The following is a 22,072-nucleotide window of genomic DNA, read 5'->3' on the forward strand; positions in this document are numbered from 1 at the left end:
ACGGCTCAGACCCGCGCCGCCGTGACGGCGGCGGAGCCCCAGGTGGTCCGCCAGCGGCGTTTCACCCCGTGCAGGCCGAACCAGGCCAGCACGCCCAGGCTGGCGAACAGCCACAGGGCCAGTTGATAGTTGCCGGTGCTTTGCTTGATCGCGCCCATGCCCGCGGCCAGGGCGAAACCGCCGATGCCGCCGGCCATGCCGATCAGCCCGGTCATCACCCCGATCTCGCGGCGGAAACGTTGCGGCACCAACTGGAAGACCGCGCCGTTACCCGCACCCAGGCCGAGCATGGTGCACACGAACAGGGCCAGGGCCGCGTAGGAGCTGGGCAGGTTGAAACCGACCGCGGCGATGCATACCGCCGCGACGCTGTACATCACCAGCAGGGTGCGAATGCCGCCGAAACGATCGGCCAGCGCGCCGCCCAGCGGGCGCATCAGGCTGCCGCCGAACACGCAGGCGGCAGTGTAGTAGCCGGCGGTGACCGGGCTCAGGCCGTACTGGTCGTTGAAGTAGCCGGGCAGGGCGCTGGCCAGGCCGATGAAGCCGCCGAAGGTCACGCTGTAGAAGAACATGAACCACCAGCTGTCGCGGTCGCCCAGGGCCTTGAAGTAGTCGGCCATGGATTTGGCCTTGGGCCGTTCCGGGGCGTTCCTGGCCAGCCAGGCGAACAGGACCAGGGTCAGGATCAGAGGGATCAGGGCGAAGCCGAACACGTTGCTCCAGCCGAAGGCACCGGCCAGCAAGGGCGCGAACAGCGCCGCGAATACCGTACCGGAGTTGCCGGCCCCGGCGATGCCCATCGCCTTGCCCTGGTGCTGCGGTGGATACCATTGCGAGGCCAGCGGCAGGGCCACGGCGAACGAAGCGCCGGCCATGCCCAGGAACAGCCCCAGCAGCAGGGCCTGTTCATAGCTGTGGATGCCCAGCTTCCAGGCGCAGAACAGCGCGCCGATGACAATCACCTGACCGATCAGCCCGGCGGTCTTGGGGGACAGGCGATCGGCCAGCAGGCCCATGGCGAACCGCAGCACGGCGCCGGCCAGGATCGGCGTGGCCACCATCAGCCCGCGCTGCTGGGTGGTCAGTTGCAGGTCGGCGGCGATCTGCACGGCCAGCGGGCCGAGCAGGTACCAGACCATGAAGCTCAGGTCGAAGTAGAGGAAGGCCGCGAACAATGTCGGGGTGTGGCCGGATTTCCAGAAGCTTGAATTCATCGCGCACCTCAGCTGTTAAGAGTCTCGAAAGGAGTCATGAGCTTTTGCGTGGGGCGCCATTACGGCCGCTCCACCGGCCCCGGGCTGTGGGGCCAAAACGAAAAAACGCCGCAACCCGTTTCGCCTGGGGCGAGAAGGGTGTGCGACGTCTTTGTCGTAGGTGGGGCAACCGCCGTTGGTTACCTGTGTCGATTACATAGCCAGATTTGTGCCAAGAGTTGCAGTCCTGGTGTTCCGGATCGCGGGCAAGCTGCACCGCAGCCGTGGGATTCAGCCCAGCAACTCGCTCATGGCGATGATCTGCTCGGCCACCTGGATCAGCTTCTGCTGGCGGCTCATGGCCTGGCGGCGCATCAGGGTGTAGGCCTGTTCTTCGTTGCAGTCTTTCATCTTCATCAACAGGCCCTTGGCCAGCTCGATGCGCTTGCGCTCGGCCAGTTGCTGGTCGCGGGCCTGCAGCTGCGCGCGCAAGGCCTGGTCGCTCTCGAAGCGGGCCATGGCCACGTCGAGAATGGGCTGCAGGCGTTGGGCCTGGATGCCTTCGACTATGTAGGCACTGACCCCGGACTTGATGGCGTGGCGCATCACGTCGGGGTCGTGCTCGTCGGTGAACATCACGATCGGCCGTGGCTGGTCGCGGCTGACCAGCACCACTTGCTCCATCACATCGCGGCTCGGTGATTCGGTATCGATCAGGATCACGTCCGGACGCACCGTTTCGACGCGCGTCGGCAGGTCGATGGTCAGGCCCGATTCGTCGATCACCTCGAAACCGGCTTCCATCAGGGCCGCCTTGAGCCGACCGACCTTCTTGGCGGTGTCGTTGATCAGCAGGATACGCAACATGGTCTCGGGCTCCTGTCAGCGGCTGGCGAGAAGAGGGGAGCTGTCGCTCATGGCGTGCAGCTGGAAGCTGCGGGCATAGGCGGCCGGGTCCGAACCGTCCCATAGCTTGCCGTCGATCAACTGGCTGCTGCGCATGTCCTGGCCCCAGGAGGCGACGCCGACGGCAGTGGCGGCTTCACGATAGAGTTCGAGTTGCTGCACCTGGCGCGCGATGCCCAGGTAATCCGGGTCTTCGCGCAGCAGGCCCCAGCGGCGGAACTGGGTCATGAACCACATGCCGTCGGACAGATACGGCAGGTTGACCGCGCCTTCATTATGAAAGCGTAGCGCGTGCAGGTCCTGCCAGCGGTGGCCGAGGCCGTCGGCATATTCGCCGAGCAGGCGCGGCTCGATGCAGTCCAGCGGCGCATCGAGGTACTCGCGGGCGCTCAGCAGTTGCGCGGTGCTCTGGCGGTTCTCGCGGCTCTGCTCGATGAAGCGGCTGGCCTCGAGGATCGCCATGACCAGGGCCCGCGCGGTGTTCGGGTACTGCTCGACGAAGGCACGGGTGCAGCCGAGGACTTTTTCCGGGTGGTCGGGCCAGATCGCCTGGCTGGTGGCCAGGGTGAAGCCCAGGTTCTGGTTCACCGCGCTGGCGCTCCAGGGTTCACCCACGCAGAAACCGTCGATGCGCCCGGCCTGCAGGTGCGCGACCATTTGCGGCGGCGGCACCACCACGCTGTCGACGTCCTGCAACGGGTGGATGCCCTGGGCGGCCAGCCAGTAATACAGCCACATGGCGTGGGTGCCGGTGGGGAAGGTCTGGGCGAAGGTCAGCCTTGCCCGGCTTTGGTGCACGTGCCGGTGAAGCGCTTCAGGAGTGGTCACGTTCAGGGCTTGCAGCTCTCGCGAGAGGTTGATGCTCTGGCCGTTCTGGTTCAGGCCCATCAGCACCGCCATGTCGCTGGCGTTGACCCCGCCGATGCCCAGGTGCACGGCGTAGATCAGGCCGTACAGGCTGTGGGCGGCATCCAGCTCGCCGCTCACCAGCTTGTCCCGCAGGTTGGCCCAGGACGCCTGGCGCTTGAGGTTCAGGGTCAGGCCGTAAGGCTGGGCGAAGCCCTGGGTGGCGGCGACCACCACCGAGGCGCAGTCGCTCAAGGCCATGAAGCCGAGGTTGATCGCGGTCTTTTCCGGGGCATCGCTGCCGTTGACCCAGGCCAGCGGGCTGACGGGGAGTTCGTTCATGGGGTGGCGCCCTCGATAAAAAGCTTCCATAAAAAAAACGTCGCACCCGCGCCAGGCAGAGCCGGCGGGGTAACGACGCCTTTGTCTTTCGACCCACGCCGCCATTGGCCTGGGTGCTGATGCAGGTTGTGGTGCAAGGCATATGCCATTCACCGCTGATTTCGCCGCGTGCCTCGCCTGCGGCCCCCATGCCCGGCTATAATCGCCGCCTCATTTCGCCGCCACCGAGTCAAGCCCGCCCATGTATACCCTGGCCCGCCAGCTGTTGTTCAAACTCTCCCCGGAAACCTCCCACGATCTGTCCTTGGACCTGATCGGCGCGGGCGGGCGTTTGGGCCTCAATGGCTTGCTGTGCAAGGCGCCGGCGCAGATGCCGGTGAAGGTCATGGGCCTGGACTTCCCGAACCCGGTCGGCCTCGCGGCCGGCCTGGACAAGAATGGCGCGGCCATCGACGGCTTCGCCCAATTGGGTTTCGGTTTCGTCGAAATCGGCACCATCACTCCGCGTCCGCAGCCGGGCAATCCCAAGCCGCGGATCTTCCGCCTGCCGGAAGCCGAGGCGATCATCAACCGCATGGGCTTCAACAACCTGGGCGTCGATCACCTGCTGGCCCGGGTGGCGGCGGCCAAGTACAAGGGCGTGCTGGGGATCAACATCGGCAAGAACTTCGACACCCCGGTCGAGCGTGCGGTGGATGATTACCTGATCTGCCTGGACAAGGTGTATGCCCACGCCAGCTATGTGACGGTCAACGTCAGTTCGCCCAACACCCCGGGCCTGCGCAGCCTGCAGTTCGGCGAGTCGCTCAAGCAGTTGCTTGGCGCCCTCAGCCAGCGTCAGCAGGAGCTGGCAGTGCAGCACGGCAAGCGGGTTCCGCTGGCGATCAAGATCGCCCCTGACATGACCGACGAAGAAACTGCCGAAGTGGCGCAAGCCCTGATCGAGACCGGGATGGACGCGGTCATCGCCACCAACACCACCCTGAGCCGTGTTGGCGTCGAAGGCATGGAGCACGGCGACGAGGCGGGCGGCCTGTCCGGTGCGCCGGTGCGCGACAAGAGCACCCACACCGTGAAGGTGCTGGCGGGCGAGCTGGCCGGGCGTTTGCCGATCATTGCGGTGGGCGGTATCACCGAAGGCAAGCATGCGGCGGAAAAGATCGCTGCCGGCGCCAGCCTGGTGCAGTTGTATTCGGGCTTCATCTACAAGGGCCCGGCGCTGATTCGCGAGTCGGTGGACGCGATCGCGGCGTTGCGCTGAGGACAGCGGCTTTTTGCGCGGCCAATAAAAAGGGCTCCTTAAAGGAGCCCCTGGGCCGCAGCCCGCCGTCCGGATGGGACGTGCGTGGTTAAGTCGTTACGTATTCATATTTTGGTGTCGGAATGTGTGCCCTGTTTTAGCCGACGGCGTGAAGTTCGTTGAGTCTGTGGATTCCCGCAGTGCCGGTCATACCGTCCCAGTTGTCGCCGCGTCCTTCGCGCCAGCCATTGATCCAGGCTTGGCGTACCGACGGTAGAGTAAATGGGCAAAGCTCACGGGACTTGCCATGAACGCCATACTGATATCCGCGCAAAAATGCTCTTTCCAACGGATCACGCTTAAGTCTTCTCATAGGGTGTTTCCCTCACTTGTTGACTGTCTTATGTCCCGTCGGCCTCGTTTGAGGCCGGGCAGAATGCTTCTGCCGTTGGTGCTCGCTGCCGGCGTCGCGAGCGTGGCGTTGGCGTCATTGCGGCGCCAACCTGAGTTGATTTCTAACCAATGCGTCACAACGAGGGAATGATCGTTTTGTCATAAGGACGTAACGATAATGATGTTGAGGCCATAAGAACGGCCTGCTTTACATCGGGTTGATCAGGCAAACCTCGCTCTGATCAGCCTCTTACTGGATGATGGGCTTAATGCTTTAGTGAGAATTCCATTCCGTTGCACTCAGGTATTATTCGATGAAAGGTCGAGTTATGACCTTTTGTTTCGCTGACTTTATTATCTGCCCCGGCATCTAAGCTCTTTTGACCCCAGTGGTCACCGCTAGCGGCGAGCTGAACAGCAGGGGCGGGACGGCACAGATTCGTGCCACGCGAGCGCTCTTCAAGAAAAGCGCTTGATTGAAAACCGGGCGGACGATGCGTTGTCCGTTCACTTATTGCTAAAGGCCCTGAACTCCCATGTCGGATCGCTACGAACTCTTCCTCACCTGTCCCAAAGGCCTTGAAGGCCTGCTCATCGAGGAAGCCGCCGGGCTTGGCCTTGAAGACGCGCGCGAACATACCTCGGCCGTGCGCGGCATGGCCGACATGGAGACCGCCTACCGCCTGTGCCTCTGGTCGCGCCTGGCCAACCGGGTACTGCTGGTGCTCAAGCGCTTCCCGATGAAGGACGCCGAAGACCTCTATCACGGCGTGCATGACGTCGACTGGCAGGACCACATGCTGGCGGACGGCACCCTGGCGGTGGAGTTCAGCGGCCACGGCTCGGGCATCGACAACACTCACTTCGGCGCCTTGAAGGTCAAGGACGCCATCGTCGACCGGCTGCGCACGCCGACCGGCGAGCGTCCCTCCATCGACAAGCTCAACCCGGACCTGCGCATTCACCTGCGCCTGGATCGCGGCGAAGCCATCCTCTCCCTCGACCTGTCCGGCCACAGCCTGCACCAGCGCGGCTATCGCCTGCAGCAGGGCGCGGCGCCGCTGAAGGAAAACCTCGCGGCGGCGATCCTGATCCGTTCCGGCTGGCCACGTATCGCGGCCAATGGCGGCGCCCTGGCCGACCCGATGTGCGGCGTGGGGACCTTCCTGGTGGAAGCAGCGATGATTGCCGCCGACATCGCCCCCAACCTCAAGCGCGAGCAATGGGGGTTCACTGCCTGGCTCGGTCACGTCCCGGCCCTGTGGCGCAAGCTGCATGAAGAAGCCCAGGCGCGGGCCCAGGCCGGCCTGGCCAAGCCGCCGCTGTGGATTCGCGGTTACGAAGCCGACCCGCGGCTGATCCAGCCAGGGCGCAACAACGTCGAGCGCGCCGGCCTCAGTGAGTGGATCAAGATCTACCAGGGCGAAGTGGCGACCTTCGAGCCGCGCCCGGACCAGAATCAGAAAGGCCTGGTGATCAGCAACCCGCCCTACGGCGAGCGCCTGGGTGACGAAGCCAGCCTGCTGTATCTCTACCAGAACCTCGGCGAGCGCCTGCGTCAGGCCTGCCTGGGCTGGGAAGCGGCGGTATTCACCGGCGCGCCGGACCTGGGCAAGCGCATGGGCATCCGCAGCCACAAGCAGTATTCGTTCTGGAACGGCGCCTTGCCGTGCAAGCTGCTGTTGATCAAGGTGCAGCCAGACCAGTTCGTCACCGGCGAGCGGCGTACCCCGGAGCAACGGCAGATCGAACGCGAACAGGCCGAGGCCGACAAGGCGCCGCTGGTTCCGCAGGAGCGCCAGTACAACAAGAATGGCAACCCGATCAAACCGACGCCGGCGCCAGCCCCCGTGGTCGAGCAGGCGCGCCTGAGCGAAGGCGGGCAGATGTTCGCCAACCGCCTGCAGAAGAACCTCAAGCTGCTGGGCAAGTGGGCCAAGCGCGAAGGCGTCGAGTGCTATCGCGTCTACGATGCCGACATGCCGGAATATTCCCTGGCCATCGACCTGTACCACGACTGGGTGCACGTGCAGGAATACGCCGCGCCGAAATCCATCGACCCGGAAAAGGCCCAGGCCCGTCTGTTCGATGCCCTGGCGGCCATTCCGCAAGCGTTGAACGTCGACAAGAACCGGGTGGTGATCAAGCGCCGCGAACGCCAGAGCGGCACCAAGCAGTACGAACGCCAGAGCGCCCAGGGCAAGTTCACCGAGGTCAGCGAAGGCGGCGTGAAGCTGTTGGTCAACCTCACCGACTATCTCGACACCGGGCTGTTCCTCGACCACCGGCCGATGCGCCTGCGGATCCAGAAAGAAGCCGCCGGCAAGCGTTTCCTCAACCTGTTCTGCTACACCGCCACCGCCAGTGTGCACGCGGCCAAGGGCGGCGCGCGCAGCACCACCAGCGTCGACCTGTCGAAAACCTACCTGGATTGGGCGCGGCGCAACCTGTCGCTCAACGGTTTCTCTGACAAGAACCGTCTGGAGCAGGGCGATGTCATGGCCTGGCTGGAGACTTGCCGCGATGAGTTCGACCTGATCTTCATCGACCCGCCGACCTTCTCCAACTCCAAGCGCATGGAAGGGGTGTTCGACGTGCAGCGTGACCACGTGCAACTGCTCGACCTGGCCATGGCCCGGTTGGCCAGCGGTGGCGTGCTGTATTTCTCCAACAACTTCCGCAAGTTCCAGCTCGAGGAAAACCTGGCGGCGCGTTATGCCGTCGAGGAGATCACCGCCAAGACCATCGACCCGGATTTCGCCCGTAACGGCAAGATCCACCGGGCCTGGAAAATCACCGCCCGCTGAGGTTGATTGGATCCACAGAGCCTTGATTTTCAAGGCTCTTTGCTCTAGCCAAATTAGTGGCGAATAGCTATAACTCAATGCAAGCCCATGTGACGCTCACGTTCGCTGGCGTTATGAGTTTTGCTTATGTCGTTGCACTCGGTACGCCCGAAAATCCTGGGCTTCATCAGCGAAGACGTGTCGGCCTGGCTGGTCGCGTTAGTGGTATTGCTGTTTGGTTGTGTATTGACCGGGCTGCTGGCCTGGTCGACCCTCAATCTGTATCAGCAGCAGTTGCGCCAACGTTTCCAGCTGCTGGCCAGCGAACGTTATAGCCGCATCGAAGAGCGCTTCGAAGATCAGGAGCAGCGCCTGGATGGTCTCAAGCGTTTCTTCATCAATTCCGGCGCGGTCTCGCGCCAGGATTTCGACGGCTACACCCAACCTCTCTTGCATCGCACCCAGGCCTACGCTTGGGCGCCGCGCGTCAGCGGTGCCGAGCGTGCGCTGTTCGAGCGCATGGCGCAGGAGCAGGGGGCGCCGGATTATTTCATTGCCGACCTGAATGCCGAAGGCAAGCTGCAGCGAGCCGCCGAGCGCGATGAGTACATACCGGTGCTCTACAGCCAGACCCAAAGCCCGCTGGGCTCGCCCCTGGGGTTCGACCTGTTGGCCCAGCCAATGCGTCGCGACACCCTCGAACGGGCACGGCGGCGTGGCGGCGTGGCGGTTTCGCAGCCGGTGCGCTTGGTCGGAGTCGAGCCTTCCTACGCGCGCGGCATCATCCTGGCGACTCCCGTCAGCCTGCGCGCCGATGTGGCCATGTCGACCCCCGAGCCTTACGGTTATGTGATCGCGGTGATCAGCATGCGCCAGCTGGTGGTCGATGGTCTGCCCGAGCAGCGTCAGGACAACCTGTTCGTGCAGATCATCGACCTGTCGACCGCCGAGTCGTACGGCAAACTCTATGAGTCGAGCAACGGGCCGGGGGACAGCCCACTGGCGGTGAGCCGGGTGCTGAGCCTGGCCGACCATGATTACCAGGTGAACATCCGCCCCAGCGCGGTGTTCCTCCAGGCCAACCATTCTTCGGTGTCCAGTCAGGTGGTCCTGGGCACGCTGCTGAGTCTGCTGCTCAGTGCCTTGCTGTATGTCCTGGTCAGCCAGCGGCAGCGCGCGCTGCGGCTGGTGGAGCAGCGCACCGGGGAGCTGCGGGCCAGGGAGCAGGAATTGCGCGGCACCCACGGACAGCTGCGCAGCGTGCTCAATGCGGCGACCCAGGTGGCGATCATCGCCACCGACCTGCGGGGCGTGATCAGCACCTTCAATGCCGGCGCCGAACATATGCTCGGCTACAGCAGCGCCGAGGTGGTGGGCCACCTGACCCTGGAAAGCCTGCACCTGCCCGCGGAGCTGAATGCGCGCGCGCAAGCCCTGAGCCAGCGTTACGGCCGGCAGATCCCGATGTGCCAGGCGATGCTGGTGGACGGTTCCGAAGAGCGTGGCGAGGAAACCCGCGAGTGGACCCTGATGCGCCGCGATGGCAGCCATCTGGTGGTGAACATGCTGGCCACCCCGGTCCTGGACGATCACGGTTTATGGGTCGGGCACCTGGCGATTTGTATCGATATCACCGAACGCAAGCGAGTCCACGAGGCGCTGGCGGCCCGTGATCGTCTGCTGAAGAAGCTCAGCGCCCATGTACCGGGCGCCATCTATCAGTTCCAGGTGGATGCCGAAGGCCATTCCAGCTTCAGCTACGTCAGTGACGGCATCCGCGATATCTACGAGATCGATCCACAGCAGTTGCAGCGCGATGCCAACCCGGTGTTCGAGCGTATTCATCCGGACGATGTGGCCCGGGTGCGCGGCTCGATCTGGACCTCGGCGAAGAAACTCAGCCCCTGGCGCGAGGAATATCGGGTGCAGTTGCCACAGCGCGGCCTGCGCTGGATACGCGGCGAAGCGACCCCGGAAAAGCTGGCGGGGGGCGGGGTGCTGTGGCATGGCTATCTGTCGGACATCTCCGACCTCAAGCGGGTCGAGGAAGAGTTGCGGGCCCTGTCGGTCACCGACTCGCTGACCGGTATCCACAACCGCCGCTATTTCCAGGAGCGCCTGCAGACGGAAATGGCGCGGGTCGAGCGCGGGGTGGGCAGCCTGGCGGTGATCATGCTGGATATCGACCACTTCAAGCGGATCAACGACCAGTACGGGCATGCCATCGGCGACATGGTGCTGCGCGGCGTCTGTGAGCGCATCGGCCTTCGTCTGCGGCGCACGGATGTGTTTTGCCGGCTGGGCGGCGAAGAGTTCATGGTGCTGTGCCCGGACACCGATGGCCAGCAAGCCTATGTCCTGGCCGAGGAACTGTGGCGCGGGCTGCGCAGCTCGCCGATCGATGGCGTGGGCATTGTCACGGCCAGTTTCGGCATCGCCAGCTGGCGGGAGCACGAAGGGGCCGACGGGCTGTTGCTGCGGGCGGATTCCGGGGTCTATGCGGCCAAGCAGGCTGGGCGCGACCGGGTCGAGGCCGAGATGGGGTAGGCAGGGACGCGGAAGTGGGGGTGACGCGAGGTTGTCCTCGCGCCACCTGAGTGACGGTTTACAGGGTCGAAGCGGTGTCTGCCAGTTTCGGCTGGCGGTACAGATCCAGCAGCACCTGATCGAGCACCGAGGACGCGCCCCAGGGCTTCGGATCGTTGAGAATCGCTACCACGGCCCAGGTGTTGCCGTTGCTGTCGCGGCTGTAGCCGGCGATGGCGCGGACGGTGTTCAGGGTCCCGGTCTTCACGTGGGCTTCACCGGACATCGCGGTGCGCTTCAGGCGCTTGCGCATGGTGCCATCCATGCCGGCGATCGGCATCGAGCTGATGAACTCCGCCGAGTACGGGCTTCTCCAGGCCGCTTGCAGCATGGAGGCCATTTCGCGGGCGCTGACCCGTTCGGCACGGGACAGGCCCGAACCGTTCTCCATCACCAGGTGCGGTGCGGTGATGCCTTTCTTCGCCAGCCACTGACGCACCACCCGTTGCGCCGCCTTGGCATCGTCGCCATCGGCTTCGGTGCGGTATTGCGCGCCGAGGCTGAGGAACAGTTGCTGGGCCATGGTGTTGTTACTGTATTTGTTTATGTCGCGGATGATTTCCGCCAGGTCCGGCGAGAAGGCCCGGGCCAGCACCTTGGCGCTGGATGGCACGGCGGCCAGGCGGTCCTTGCCCTGGATGCTGCCGCCCAGTTCCTTCCAGATGGCGCGTACGGCGCCGGCGGTGTAGGTCGCGTGGTCGAGCAGCGACAGGTAGGTCTGAGAGCTGCAACCGTCGCCCAGTTGGCCGTTGACGGTCACGGTGACGCTGCCGTCCGCCTGTGGGACCGGGTTGTAGCGCACGTTGCCGGTGCACTGCTTGCCGCCGATGGCCTTGACCTGGTTGTCGATGCGAATGCTGGCAATCGGCGGCTCGACGGAAATCAGCACCTTGCCCGAATCGTTGCGCGCCACGAAGCGCAGGGCCTTGAGGTTGACCAGCAGGGCATCGGGCTTGACCAGGAACGGCTTGTTCTCGTCGTTACCGTCGTCGTTGAACTGCGGCAGCTGCGGCTGCACGAAGAAGTTGCGGTCCAGCACCAGGTCGCCGGTCACTTGCTGCACGCCGTTGGCCCGCAGGTCGCGCATCAGCAACCAGAGTTTTTCCATGTTCAGCTTGGGATCGCCGCCGCCCTTGAGGTACAGGTTGCCATTGAGGATGCCGCCGCTCAGGGTGCCGTCGGTGTAGAACTCGGTTTTCCACTGGTGGGTCGGGCCGAGCATTTCCAGGGCGGCGTAGGTGGTAACCAGTTTCATGGTCGAGGCCGGGTTGACCGACACGTCGGCGTTGTAAACGGTGGCCGTGCCCGGGCCGCTGAGCGGGATCATCACCAGCGACAGGGCGTTGTCTTGCAGTTTGCTGGCCTTGAGGGCCTGTTGGACCTTGGGCGAAAGGGTGGTGTTGACGGGGGCGGCGGAAACGGAAATGGCCAGGGGCAGAAGAAGACCGGCAAGAAAAAGTGGACGCAAAGATTTGATCATGTGAAGTAAAACCCTACAGCCGAGGGGAGAAAAGACGAGGGCATGACGATAAATTCCCTCAGTGGTCACGAAAGTGTCGGCATTATGCCCCAAGGTATAGCGGCTTGTGCCGTGCCGCGGCGGGCTAATGCGCTATTTTTTTCCCAATGGCAGGCCAAGGCCCTCATAGAGTCAGGCAATCGGTTGCTTAAACTGGTAAAGTGCCGCCCGTTATTACTTATGAGGATTGTTCCATGGCCACTAACCGTTCCCGCCGTCTGCGCAAAAAACTGTGCGTAGATGAATTTCAGGAGCTGGGTTTTGAGCTGAACCTGGATTTCAAAGAAGATCTGGCCGAAGAGGCTATTGACGCTTTCCTCGACGCGTTCCTGAAAGAAGCGATGGAAGCCAACGGCCTCGGCTATGTTGGTGGCGATGACTTCGGCCTGGTTTGCCTGAGCAAACGCGGTTCGGTCAGCGAAGAGCAACGTGCCAAGGTCGAAGCCTGGCTCAAGGCCCGCACCGAGCTGACCAGCGTTGAAGTCAGCCCGCTGCTGGACGTCTGGTACCCGGAAAACTCGATCAATCCGGTAGCCTGATGTGCTGAGTCGGTGGCCCGTCCGGGTCGCCGACTCACGGCTGTCGCTGTACAGCCTTCTCTATTTATTTCCCCCGCAGAACCTTGATATGCCTCGGGCCTGTTTCCCGGGATTTCGCGTGGGCGGGTTGTAGCCGCTGCCGTAGGCTGCGATCGCGACCGAAGGACGCGCAAGGTCTTGAGATCGCTGAAGCCCTTCGGGCTTGTCGCAGCCTGCGGCAGCGGCTACAGGCTTATTCGTTGTTCCAGTTCAGGATCGCCAGGGTCAGCACGCCGGCCACGATTCCCCAGAACGCCGAGCCGACGGAGAACAGGGTCAGGCCCGAGGCGGTCACCATAAAGGTGATCAACGCCGCCTCGCGCTCCTTCACCTGGCTCATGGCGATGCTCAGGCCATTGATGATCGAGCCGAACAGCGCCAGCGCGGCGATCGACAGCACCAACTCCTTGGGCAGGGCCGCGAACAGTGCCGCCAACGTGGCGCCGAAGACCCCGGCGATGCCGTAGAAAATCCCGCACCAGACCGCCGCGGTGTAGCGCTTGTTGCGGTCCTCATGGGCGTGGGGCCCGGTGCAAATCGCCGCGCTGATGGCCGCCAGGTTGATGCCGTGGGAGCCGAACGGCGCCAGCAGCAGGGAGGCGATACCGGTGATGGTGACCAGTGGCGAGGCCGGCACGTTGTAGCCGTCGGCGCGCAGCACGGCGACCCCGGGCATGTTCTGCGAGGTCATGGCCACCACGAACAGCGGGATGCCGATGCTGATGGTCGCCGCCAGGGAGAAGTGCGGGGTGGTCCACACTGGCGTGGCAACTTCCAGGTGGAATTGGCTGAAGTCCAGCAGGCCCATCACCCCGGCCAATGCAGTGCCGATCAGCAGCGCGGCGAGCACCGCATAGCGTGGCGACAGGCGCTTGACCAGCAGGTAGCTGAAGAACATGCCCAGCACCAGGCCGGTGCGGTGCTGCGCGGCGACGAAGATCTCGCTGCCGATCTTGAACAGGATGCCCGCCAGCAGTGCCGCGGCGAGGGAGGCCGGGATGCGCTTGACCAGGCGTTCGAAGCTGCCGGTCAGGCCACAGATGGTTACCAGCACCGCGCAGGTGATATAGGCGCCGATGGCTTCGCCGTAGCTCACCCCGGACAGGCTGGTGATCAGCAGCGCGGCGCCGGGGGTCGACCAGGCGACGGTGATCGGGGTGCGGTAGCGCAAGGACAGGCCGATGCTGCAGATGGCCATGCCGATGGAGATGGCCCAGATCCACGAGGAAATCTGCCCGCTGGTCAGCCCGGCGGCCTGTCCGGCCTGGAACATCAGCACCAGGGAGCTGGTGTAGCCGGTCATCATGGCGATGAAGCCGGCGACTACGGCCGAGGGCGAAGTATCGGCCAGGGGGCGTAATGGCGCGAGGGAGGCGTCGGACATGGAGCACTGTTCCTTGTTCTGATAAAGATATCTGTCGCCCGAAAGCCCGGCGCAGGGGAGTTGGGTGACGAAAGCAGGGGCCAAGCCTAAACGTAAAAGTAACCATTCATTGCAATACAGCCAGGGCGGCAAATGGCCGTACAGTCGTTGTGGTTGCCTGTGGCCCATACAGTTATTGCGAATGGACCCCATGGGTTGTGTACAATGTGCCATTGTTTTTACGCGATACTTGTCAGCGACCCGCTGTGCCGTATTACAGTCACGGTCAATTCGCCGCAGTTCTCCCGACTCGAGTGCCCATGAACGAACAGTTGCAACCCCTCAAGAAACAACCGCGAGCAGGCAAGGCCGGTCGCAGCGGGACCCAGGACGATATTGTCTACGCGCATATCTTCGAGGCCATCCTCGAACAGCGCCTGGCGCCCGGCACCAAGTTGAGCGAAGAGGCGCTGGGGGAAATTTTCGGGGTCAGCCGTACCATCATTCGTCGTGCGCTGTCGCGCCTGGCCCATGAAGGCGTGGTGCTGCTGCGGCCCAATCGCGGCGCGGTCGTGGCCAGCCCGAGTGTCGAGGAAGCCCGCCAGGTGTTCATGGCGCGCCGGCTGGTGGAACGGGCGATCACCGAGCTGGCGGTGCAGCACGCCACGGCCGAACAGCTTGCCGAGCTGCGGCAGATGGTCAACGACGAGCGCGACAGTTTTTCCCGTGGCGATCGCGGCGCCGGTATCCGCTTGTCGGGCGAGTTCCACCTCAAACTTGCCGAGGCGGCGAAGAATGCTCCGCTGATCAGCTTCCAGCGCAGCCTGGTGTCGCAGACCTCGCTGATCATCGCCCAGTACGAAAGCGGCAACCGTTCGCACTGTTCCTACGATGAGCACACCCAGTTGATCGACGCCATCGAGGCCCGCGACGCTGAGCTGGCGGTGACCCTGATGATGCATCACATGGATCACATCGACAGCAAGCTCAACCTCGACGAAGAAAGCGCCTCGGACGACCTGCATGCGGTGTTCTCGCACCTGCTGCAAACCAAGAAGCCGGGCCGCTCTCCCGCCAAGCTGTAACGCCATATCTCTGTAGGAGCGAGCTTGCTCGCGATAGCCGCGAAGCGGCGACCTGTCTGCCAAAACTCGTCATCCTTGGCGATCTTTTCGCGAGCAAGCTCGCTCCTACAGGGTTTACAGCAGATAAAAAAATCCCCCGCCTCAGCGCATGAGGCGGGGGATTTTTCGTTTCCGGGATTAGCGCTGGTGCACCAGATTGCCTGCGGCATAGGTCTGCGCCACGGTGCGGTCATCGCCCAGGGTCATCAGCACGAACAGCGTCTCGGCGATGCTCTTGGATTGTTTCAGGCGATAGCTCAGCAGTGGCGTGGCGTTGTAGTCGAGCACCAGGAAGTCGGCGTCGGTGCCTGGTTGCAGGGTGCCGATCCGCTCTTCCAGGCGCAGTGCGCGCGCGCCGCCGAGGGTGGCCAGGTACAGCGACTTGAACGGACTCAGGCGCGCGCCCTGCAACTGCATGACCTTGTAGGCTTCGTTCAGGGTCTGCAGCAGCGAGAAGCTGGTGCCGCCGCCGACGTCGGTGCCCAGGCCGACATTCAGCTTGTGCTTCTCGGCCATCGGCAGGTTGAACAGGCCGCTGCCGAGGAACAGGTTCGAGGTCGGGCAGAAGGCCACGGCCGAACCGGTCTGCGCCAGGCGCGCGCATTCGTCGTCGCACAGGTGCACGCCGTGGGCGAACACCGAGCGCTCGCCCAGCAACTGGTAGTGGTCGTACACGTCCAGGTAGCCCTTGCGCTCGGGGAACAGTTCCTTGACCCATTCGACTTCCTGCAGGTTCTCGCTGATGTGGGTCTGCATGTACAGGTCGGGGTATTCGCCGAGCAACTGCCCGGCGAGGGTCAGTTGTTCCGGGGTGCTGGTCGGGGCGAAACGCGGCGTCACCGCGTAGTGCAGGCGGCCCTTGCCATGCCAGCGCTCGATCAGCGCCTTGCTTTCCAGGTAGCTGGATTCGGCGGTGTCGGTCAGGTAGTCGGGGGCGTTGCGGTCCATCATGACCTTGCCGGCGATCATCCGCAGGTCGAGCTTCTCGGCCGCTTCGAAAAAGGCATTCACCGATTGCGGATGCACGCTGCCGAAGACCAGGGCGGTAGTGGTGCCGTTGCGCAGCAGTTCCTTGATGAAAATCTCCGCCACTTCCTCGGCATGAGCCTGGTCGGCGAACTGGCTTTCGCAGGGGAAGGTGTAGGTGTTGAGCCAGTCCAGCAATTGCTCGCCATAGGCACCGACCATGCCGGTCTGCGGCAGGTGGATATGGGTGTCGATAAAGCCTGGGGTGATCAGCGCATCCTGGTAGTGAGTGATCTCGATATCGGCGGGCAGGCTGGCGAGCAATTCGCTGGCGTGGCCGAGGGCGCTGATCTGGCCGTTGTCGACCACCAGCAGGCCATCCTCGAAATACTCGTAGGAGGCTTCGATGCCGACCTCGGCGGGGTCGGCGATGCTGTGCAGGATGGCGGCACGGTAGGCTTTGCGAGTCAGAGGCATGAGGCAGTCTCGGTTCGTGGCTTTTTAATGAGTGGCATGGCTGCGGCGCGAGGCCGGCAGCAGTTTGGCAATGGGTTCGGCGCGGGCACTGTGCTGGCCGAAATTGGCGTTATAGGTGGCGATGATTTCGCCGGCGATGGAGATGGCGATTTCCACAGGCAACTTGCCTTTGACTTCGCCGAGCCCCATCGGGCAGCGCATGCGTTGCAGCACACCGCTGTCGAAGCCGCGCTCGCGCAGGCGGTGTTCGAACTTCACCCGTTTGGTCTTCGAGCCGATCAGGCCGAAGTAGGCAAAGTCGTTGCGCTTGAGGATCGCGGCGGTGAGCTCCAGGTCGAGCTGGTGATTGTGGGTCATGACGATGCAGTAGCTGCCGGCGGGCAGGTCGTCGATTTCATCGACGGGCTCTTCGCTGACAATCTTGCGTACGCCCTGGGGGATTTGCTCGGGGAATTCCTGTTCCCGCGAGTCGATCCAGCGCACCTTGCACGGCAGGCTGGCGAGCAGCGGCACCAGGGCGCGGCCGACATGGCCGGCGCCGAAGACCGCAATCTGCGCCTGGACCTGGCCCATGGGTTCGAACAGCAACACCGTCACGCCGCCGCAGCACTGGCCGAGGCTGGCGCCCAGGCTGAAGCGCTCCAGGTGGGTATCCTGCTTACCGCTGGCGAGCATCTCGCGGGCGATCTGCATGGCCTTGTATTCCAGGTGGCCGCCGCCGATGGTGTCGAAGCTCTGGGTGGCGCTGATGACCATTTTCGAGCCGGCATTGCGTGGCGTCGAACCCAGCTCTTCGATGATGGTCACCAGCACGCAGGGTTCGCCGCGAGTTTGCAGGTCGGCGAGGGCGCTGATCCAGTTGTACATGTTTCACCTCTTGCAACGTTGTCGTCTGCAATGTCGTCATCGCGAGCAAGCTCGCTCCTACAGGAGGGTGCGATATCTGTAGGAGCGAGCTTGCTCGCGATGGGATTTACAGGGAAGCCAGTTCCGCCTTGGTCTCCACGGCCTTCGCCACCTTCAGCTGGCGCATCTGCTCGCAGCCCCACAACACCCGCTCCGGCGTGGCCGGTGCGTCGATCTTCGGCTGGTGCCGGTAATCGCCGAGGCTGGCCACGGCGTCCTTGATCGCGCACCAGGCGGCGATGCCGAGCATGAACGGCGGCTCGCCCACGGCCTTGGAGTGGAACACCGTGTCTTCCGGGTTCTTGCGGTTTTCCACCAGTTTCACGCGCAAATCCAAAGGCATGTCGGCAACGGCTGGAATCTTGTAGCTGGCCGGGCCGTTGGTCATCAGCTTGCCCTTGTTGTTCCACACCAGCTCTTCCATGGTCAGCCAGCCCATGCCCTGGATAAAGCCACCTTCCACCTGGCCGATGTCGATGGCCGGGTTCAGCGAGGCACCGACGTCATGCAGGATGTCGGTGCGCAGCATCTTGTACTCGCCGGTCAGGGTGTCGACTATCACTTCGGCGCAGGCGGCACCGTAGGCGAAGTAGTAGAACGGCCGGCCACGGGCCTGGGCGCGGTCGTAGTAGATTTTCGGGGTTTTGTAGAAGCCGGTGCTGGACAGCGAAACCTGGGCAAAATAGGCCTGCTGGATCAGCTCCTCGAAACTCAGGATCTGGTCGCGGACCCGCACATGGCCGTTGTGGAATTCCACATCTTCCTCGCTGACCTTGTACTGCCGGGCGGCAAACTCCACCAGGCGTTTCTTGATGATTTCCGCTGCGTTCTGCGCCGCCTTGCCGTTCAGGTCGGCACCGCTGGAGGCGGCGGTCGGCGAGGTGTTGGGCACCTTGTCGGTGTTGGTCGCGGTGATCTGCACCCGGTCGATCTCCACCTGGAACACCTCGGCCACCACCTGCGCCACCTTGGTGTTCAGGCCCTGGCCCATTTCCGTGCCGCCGTGGTTGAGGTGGATGCTGCCGTCGGTATAGACGTGCACCAGCGCGCCGGCCTGGTTGAGGAAGCTGGCGGTGAAGGAAATGCCGAATTTCACCGGGGTCAGCGCCAGACCCTTTTTCAGGATCGGGCTGCCGGCGTTGTAGCGGCGGATCGCTTCGCGGCGCTCGGCGTACTGGCTGCTGGCTTCCAGTTCGGCGGTCATTTCTTCGAGCATGTTGTGCTCGACGGTCTGGTAGTAGTGGGTGACGTTGCGTTCGGTCTTGCCGTAGTAGTTGGCCTTGCGCACGGCCAGCGGATCAAGGGCGAGATGGCGGGCGATGGCGTCCATCACTTCCTCGATGGCGACCATGCCTTGCGGGCCGCCGAAACCACGGTAGGCGGTGTTCGACGCGGTGTTGGTCTTGCAGCGATGGCCGTTGATGGTGGCGTCGCCCAGGTAGTACGAGTTGTCGGCGTGGAACATTGCCCGATCGACGATCGAGGCCGACAGGTCCGGCGAGCAACCGCAGTTGCCGGCCAGCTCCAGCTGGATGCCATGCAGGCGCCCGGTGCTGTCGAAGCCGACGTCGTACTCGATATAGAAGGGGTGGCGCTTGCCGGTCATCAGCATGTCTTCGACCCGCGGCAGGCGCATCTTGGTCGGCTGGCCGGTGAGGTGCGCGATTACCGCGCACAGGCATGCCGGGCTGGCGGCCTGGGTTTCCTTGCCGCCGAAACCACCGCCCATGCGGCGCATGTCGACCACGATCTTGTTCATCGACACGTCCAGCACCTCGGCCACCAGTTTCTGCACCTCGGTGGGGTTCTGGGTCGAGCAGTAGACGATCATGCCGCCGTCTTCGGTGGGCATCACCGAGGAAATCTGGGTCTCCAGGTAGAAGTGTTCCTGGCCGCCGATGTGCAGCGTGCCCTGCAGGCGATGCTCGGCGCTGGCCAGGGCCTTGGCCGAGTCGCCGCGCTGGTGGGTGTGGCTGTCGAGGACGAAGTGGCGTTTGCGCAGGGCTTCGACCACGTCCAGGACTGGCTCCAGGTCCTCGTATTCGATGACCGCGGCCATGGCCGCCTGGCGCGCGGTTTCCAGGTCGCGGGCGGCCACGGCCAGCACCGGCTGGCCGACGAACTGCACGTCGTCGATGGCCAGCAGCGGGTCGCCGGGCAGCAGCGGGCCGATGTCTTTCAGCCCCGGAATGTCCTTGTGGGTGATGACGATACGCACGCCGTCGAAGGCATGGCAGGGCGCGGTGTCGATGCTGAGGATCTTGGCGTGGGCTCGGTCCGAGAGGCGCGCATACACATGCAGCTGGTTGGGGAATTCCAGCCGGTCATCGATGTACACCGCCTCGCCGGACACATGCTTGGCGGCGCTGTCGTGCTTGACGCTGCGCCCGACGCCGGTGGCCAGGTCCTGTTGAAACAGGGTGCTCAGTTCGGCTTGAGTCTTCTCGACTTTGTGATGATTAGACATAAGCGGTCACCCGGGTCTCGATGTGCGGTGTTTGCAGTTCGATAAAGTATTTGCGCAGCAGGTTCTGGGCGCTGAGCAGGCGGTATTCCTTGCTGGCGCGGAAGTCCGAAAGCGGGGTGAAGTCTTCGCCGAGGGCGGCGCAGGCACGTTCGACGGTGGTCTCGCTCCACGAGGCGCCGAGCAGTGCGGCCTCACAGTGCTTGGCGCGTTTCGGGGTGGCGGCCATGCCACCGAAGGCCACGCGGGCGTCGGCGATCACGCCGTTCTCGATACGCAGGTTGAAGGCCGCGCAGACCGCGGAAATATCGTCGTCCAGGCGCTTGGACACCTTGTAGGCGCGGAACAGCTGCTGGGCACTGGCCCGTGGCACGATGATCTTCTCGATGAACTCGCTTTCCTGGCGCGCGGTGACGCGGTAGTCGATGAAATAGTCTTCCAGGGCCAGGGTGCGGCGGGTGTTGCCCTTGCACAGGACGATCTGCGCGCCCAGGGCGATCAGCAAGGGCGGTGAGTCGCCGATGGGCGAAGCGTTGCCGATGTTGCCGCCCAGGGTGCCCTGGTTGCGGATCTGCAACGAGGCGAAGCGTTGCAGCAGTTCGCCGAAGTCCGGGTACTCGGCCTTGAGGGCGTCGTAGCAATCGGAGAGGACGGTGGCGGCGCCGATTTCCAGGCGGTCGTCGAAGCGCTCGACGCGTTTCATTTCGGCGACGTTGCCGACGTAGATCATCACCGGCAGCGGGCGGTGGAACTGGGTGACCTCCAGCGCCAGGTCGGTGCCGCCGGCCAGCAACCGAGCTTGCGGGTAGGCGTCATACAGGTCGGCCAGGTCGGATACGGTCAGGGGTACCAGGCAACGCTTGTTGCCACTGTTCAGCTCGCCAGTGTCGCTGGGGGCGATGGCTTTCAGGCGGGCGATGGTCTCGGCTTCGCGGGCGTCGAACTGGTCCGGCTGCTTGCCGCAGCAGGCCTGCTCGGCGGCGGCGAGGATCGGGCGGTAGCCGGTGCAGCGGCACAGGTTGCCGGCCAGGGCCTCGTGGGCCTTGTGCGCATCGGGTTGTTCGGAGTTCTTCTGCAGGGCGAACAGCGACATGACGAAGCCCGGCGTACAGAAGCCGCACTGCGAGCCGTGGCACTCGACCATGGCCTTCTGCACGCTGTGCAACTGGCTCTGGTGCTTGAGGTCTTCGACGCTGATCAGCTGTTTGCCGTGCAGCGACGAGACGAAGGTCAGGCACGAGTTGAGGCTGCGATAACGGATGTGCTCCGTGCCCGTATCGTCGGTCTGCAATTCGCCGACCACCACGGTGCAGGCGCCACAGTCGCCACTGGCGCAGCCTTCCTTGGTGCCGGGCTTGCCCAGATGCTCGCGCAGATAATTGAGCACCGTCAGATTCGGGTCCAGGGTGTGCTCGCTACGGAGTTCCTGGTTGAGTAAAAACTGGATCACGGAAGGCCTCGCAGACTCATTATTGTTGTTAACCGACTGGGGCCGAATTTAGTCATGTCTGACTTTTCGGTCAATGATTTTCTGACTTAAGGGTCAGGAAATCGTTTTTTGCCGATCAACAAGCGCTTTCAAACAGTATTGACCCTCCCGGGCCGCAGTGCCTTTTGCTTATTCCGTGCCAAATTCAGGCCCTTGGGCACTCCGCCATGAGGTAGCAATTGCGCTACACTGCGCCGCTTGTACCGATCTAAGAGTTTGAAGGAAAACCATGACGTTCAAGGCGCCGGACAGCCTCGCCGAGCAAATCGCTCACCACCTCGCCGAACGCATCATTCGCGGCGAGCTCAAGCCTGGGGAGCGCATTCAGGAACAGAAGGTCACGTTGGCCCTCAACGTCAGCCGCGGCTCGGTCCGCGAGGCCCTGCTGATCCTCGAGCGCCGTCACCTGATCGCCATCCTGCCGCGTCGTGGCGCCCATGTGACCGAACTCACCCCGCACAAGGTGCAGAGCCTGTGCACCCTGATGAGCGAGCTGTACATCCTGCTGGGCAACTCGGTGGCCAACGGCTGGGAACTGCAGGCCGACATGGCGCCGTTCCTGCAGATCCAACAACGATTGATCGCCGCCTACGAGCGCCAGGACATCCGCAGTTTCGTCGAAGACAGCTTCAACGTGATGCGCGCCGCCTACCCGTTCGCCGACAACCCGTACTTGCAGGAAACCGTCGAGAACCTGCAGCCGGCGATGAGCCGTGCCTATTTCCTGGCCCTGGAGCAGCGCAAGGCGGAAATGAGCGAATTCCTCGACCTGTTCGAGCAACTGCTGGCCGCCGTGCTGGCCCGTGACCTGCCGACGATCCGCCTGGTGCTGACGGCCTATGCCCGGCGCAGTTGCGACCTGGTAGTCGCCGCCTTGACGGTTGCCTGAGC

At 63.6% G+C, this 22,072-nt stretch carries 16 protein-coding genes; 6 read left to right on the forward strand and 10 right to left on the reverse strand.

Going from position 1 to position 22,072, the window contains the following annotated elements; genetic code table 11:
* Nucleotides 1-5: 5 nt before the first annotated feature.
* The 3 genes from J4E58_RS01090 to J4E58_RS01100 form a co-directional block, all read right to left on the reverse strand.
* A complete protein-coding gene (locus J4E58_RS01090) occupies nucleotides 6-1,217 on the reverse strand; it encodes a NarK/NasA family nitrate transporter (RefSeq protein WP_087088653.1) in 1,212 nt (403 codons plus the stop codon).
* A 270-nt stretch (nucleotides 1,218-1,487) separates the two neighbouring features.
* Nucleotides 1,488-2,063 (reverse strand): ANTAR domain-containing response regulator, encoded by a 576-nt coding sequence (locus tag J4E58_RS01095; RefSeq protein ID WP_007932173.1) that lies wholly within the window; start codon nucleotides 2,061-2,063, stop codon nucleotides 1,488-1,490.
* Nucleotides 2,064-2,078: 15 nt separating this feature from the next.
* Nucleotides 2,079-3,290 (reverse strand): CmpA/NrtA family ABC transporter substrate-binding protein, encoded by a 1,212-nt coding sequence (locus tag J4E58_RS01100; RefSeq protein WP_087088651.1) that lies wholly within the window; start codon nucleotides 3,288-3,290, stop codon nucleotides 2,079-2,081.
* Between the two features lie 241 nt (nucleotides 3,291-3,531).
* Between J4E58_RS01100 and J4E58_RS01105 the strand changes: the two genes are divergently transcribed.
* A complete protein-coding gene (locus J4E58_RS01105; protein WP_009047911.1) occupies nucleotides 3,532-4,551 on the forward strand; it encodes a quinone-dependent dihydroorotate dehydrogenase in 1,020 nt (339 codons plus the stop codon).
* A 136-nt stretch (nucleotides 4,552-4,687) separates the two neighbouring features.
* On the opposite strand, the gene rmf is transcribed toward J4E58_RS01105, so the two are convergent.
* Complete coding sequence (rmf, locus tag J4E58_RS01110; RefSeq protein ID WP_002553055.1) at nucleotides 4,688-4,903, reverse strand: ribosome modulation factor; 216 nt, start codon at nucleotides 4,901-4,903, stop codon at nucleotides 4,688-4,690.
* Nucleotides 4,904-5,459: 556 nt separating this feature from the next.
* Here rmf and rlmKL point away from each other — a divergent pair.
* On the forward strand, nucleotides 5,460-7,730 hold the full coding sequence (gene rlmKL, locus J4E58_RS01115; RefSeq protein ID WP_087088649.1) for a bifunctional 23S rRNA (guanine(2069)-N(7))-methyltransferase RlmK/23S rRNA (guanine(2445)-N(2))-methyltransferase RlmL: 2,271 nt from the start codon (nucleotides 5,460-5,462) through the stop codon (nucleotides 7,728-7,730).
* 126 nt (nucleotides 7,731-7,856) lie between these two features.
* Nucleotides 7,857-10,256, forward strand: a complete 2,400-nt coding sequence (locus tag J4E58_RS01120; protein WP_087088646.1) for a diguanylate cyclase — start codon at nucleotides 7,857-7,859, stop codon at nucleotides 10,254-10,256.
* Nucleotides 10,257-10,314: 58 nt separating this feature from the next.
* Here J4E58_RS01120 and dacB read toward each other — a convergent pair whose 3' ends face one another.
* The gene (dacB, locus tag J4E58_RS01125) at nucleotides 10,315-11,775 is read right to left on the reverse strand and encodes a D-alanyl-D-alanine carboxypeptidase/D-alanyl-D-alanine-endopeptidase (RefSeq protein ID WP_007932190.1); all 1,461 of its coding nucleotides are present in this window, start codon (nucleotides 11,773-11,775) and stop codon (nucleotides 10,315-10,317) included.
* 233 nt (nucleotides 11,776-12,008) lie between these two features.
* Between dacB and J4E58_RS01130 the strand changes: the two genes are divergently transcribed.
* Complete coding sequence (locus J4E58_RS01130; RefSeq protein WP_007932191.1) at nucleotides 12,009-12,353, forward strand: YggL family protein; 345 nt, start codon at nucleotides 12,009-12,011, stop codon at nucleotides 12,351-12,353.
* A gap of 232 nt (nucleotides 12,354-12,585) precedes the next feature.
* Here the strand turns inward: J4E58_RS01130 and J4E58_RS01135 are convergent, their stop codons facing one another.
* On the reverse strand, nucleotides 12,586-13,776 hold the full coding sequence (locus tag J4E58_RS01135) for a benzoate/H(+) symporter BenE family transporter (RefSeq protein ID WP_087088644.1): 1,191 nt from the start codon (nucleotides 13,774-13,776) through the stop codon (nucleotides 12,586-12,588).
* Nucleotides 13,777-14,075: 299 nt separating this feature from the next.
* Here J4E58_RS01135 and J4E58_RS01140 point away from each other — a divergent pair, with 299 nt between their 5' ends.
* Nucleotides 14,076-14,840: a GntR family transcriptional regulator gene (locus tag J4E58_RS01140; RefSeq protein ID WP_007932193.1), complete on the forward strand. Its 765-nt coding sequence runs from the start codon at nucleotides 14,076-14,078 to the stop codon at nucleotides 14,838-14,840.
* 177 nt (nucleotides 14,841-15,017) lie between these two features.
* On the opposite strand, the gene guaD is transcribed toward J4E58_RS01140, so the two are convergent.
* The 4 genes from guaD to xdhA all read right to left on the reverse strand — a co-directional run bounded on the left by guaD (nucleotide 15,018) and on the right by xdhA (nucleotide 21,142).
* Nucleotides 15,018-16,322 (reverse strand): guanine deaminase, encoded by a 1,305-nt coding sequence (gene guaD, locus J4E58_RS01145; protein WP_087088642.1) that lies wholly within the window; start codon nucleotides 16,320-16,322, stop codon nucleotides 15,018-15,020.
* 24 nt (nucleotides 16,323-16,346) lie between these two features.
* Nucleotides 16,347-17,189, reverse strand: a complete 843-nt coding sequence (gene xdhC / locus J4E58_RS01150; protein WP_009042936.1) for a xanthine dehydrogenase accessory protein XdhC — start codon at nucleotides 17,187-17,189, stop codon at nucleotides 16,347-16,349.
* A 106-nt stretch (nucleotides 17,190-17,295) separates the two neighbouring features.
* A complete protein-coding gene (gene xdhB / locus J4E58_RS01155; RefSeq protein ID WP_087088640.1) occupies nucleotides 17,296-19,695 on the reverse strand; it encodes a xanthine dehydrogenase molybdopterin binding subunit in 2,400 nt (799 codons plus the stop codon).
* Nucleotides 19,688-21,142, reverse strand: coding sequence for a xanthine dehydrogenase small subunit (xdhA, locus tag J4E58_RS01160; protein WP_087088638.1), 1,455 nt, complete (start codon nucleotides 21,140-21,142; stop codon nucleotides 19,688-19,690). The genes xdhB and xdhA overlap by 8 nt, the downstream gene beginning before the upstream one ends.
* Before the next feature lie 268 nt (nucleotides 21,143-21,410).
* Here xdhA and J4E58_RS01165 point away from each other — a divergent pair, with 268 nt between their 5' ends.
* The gene (locus J4E58_RS01165; RefSeq protein WP_009042939.1) at nucleotides 21,411-22,070 is read left to right on the forward strand and encodes a GntR family transcriptional regulator; all 660 of its coding nucleotides are present in this window, start codon (nucleotides 21,411-21,413) and stop codon (nucleotides 22,068-22,070) included.
* The last annotated feature ends 2 nt before the right edge of the window (nucleotides 22,071-22,072 follow it).

This window comes from Pseudomonas sp. FW305-25, assembly GCF_017351415.1.
GTDB classification, from domain to species: Bacteria; Pseudomonadota; Gammaproteobacteria; order Pseudomonadales; family Pseudomonadaceae; genus Aquipseudomonas; species Aquipseudomonas chlororaphis.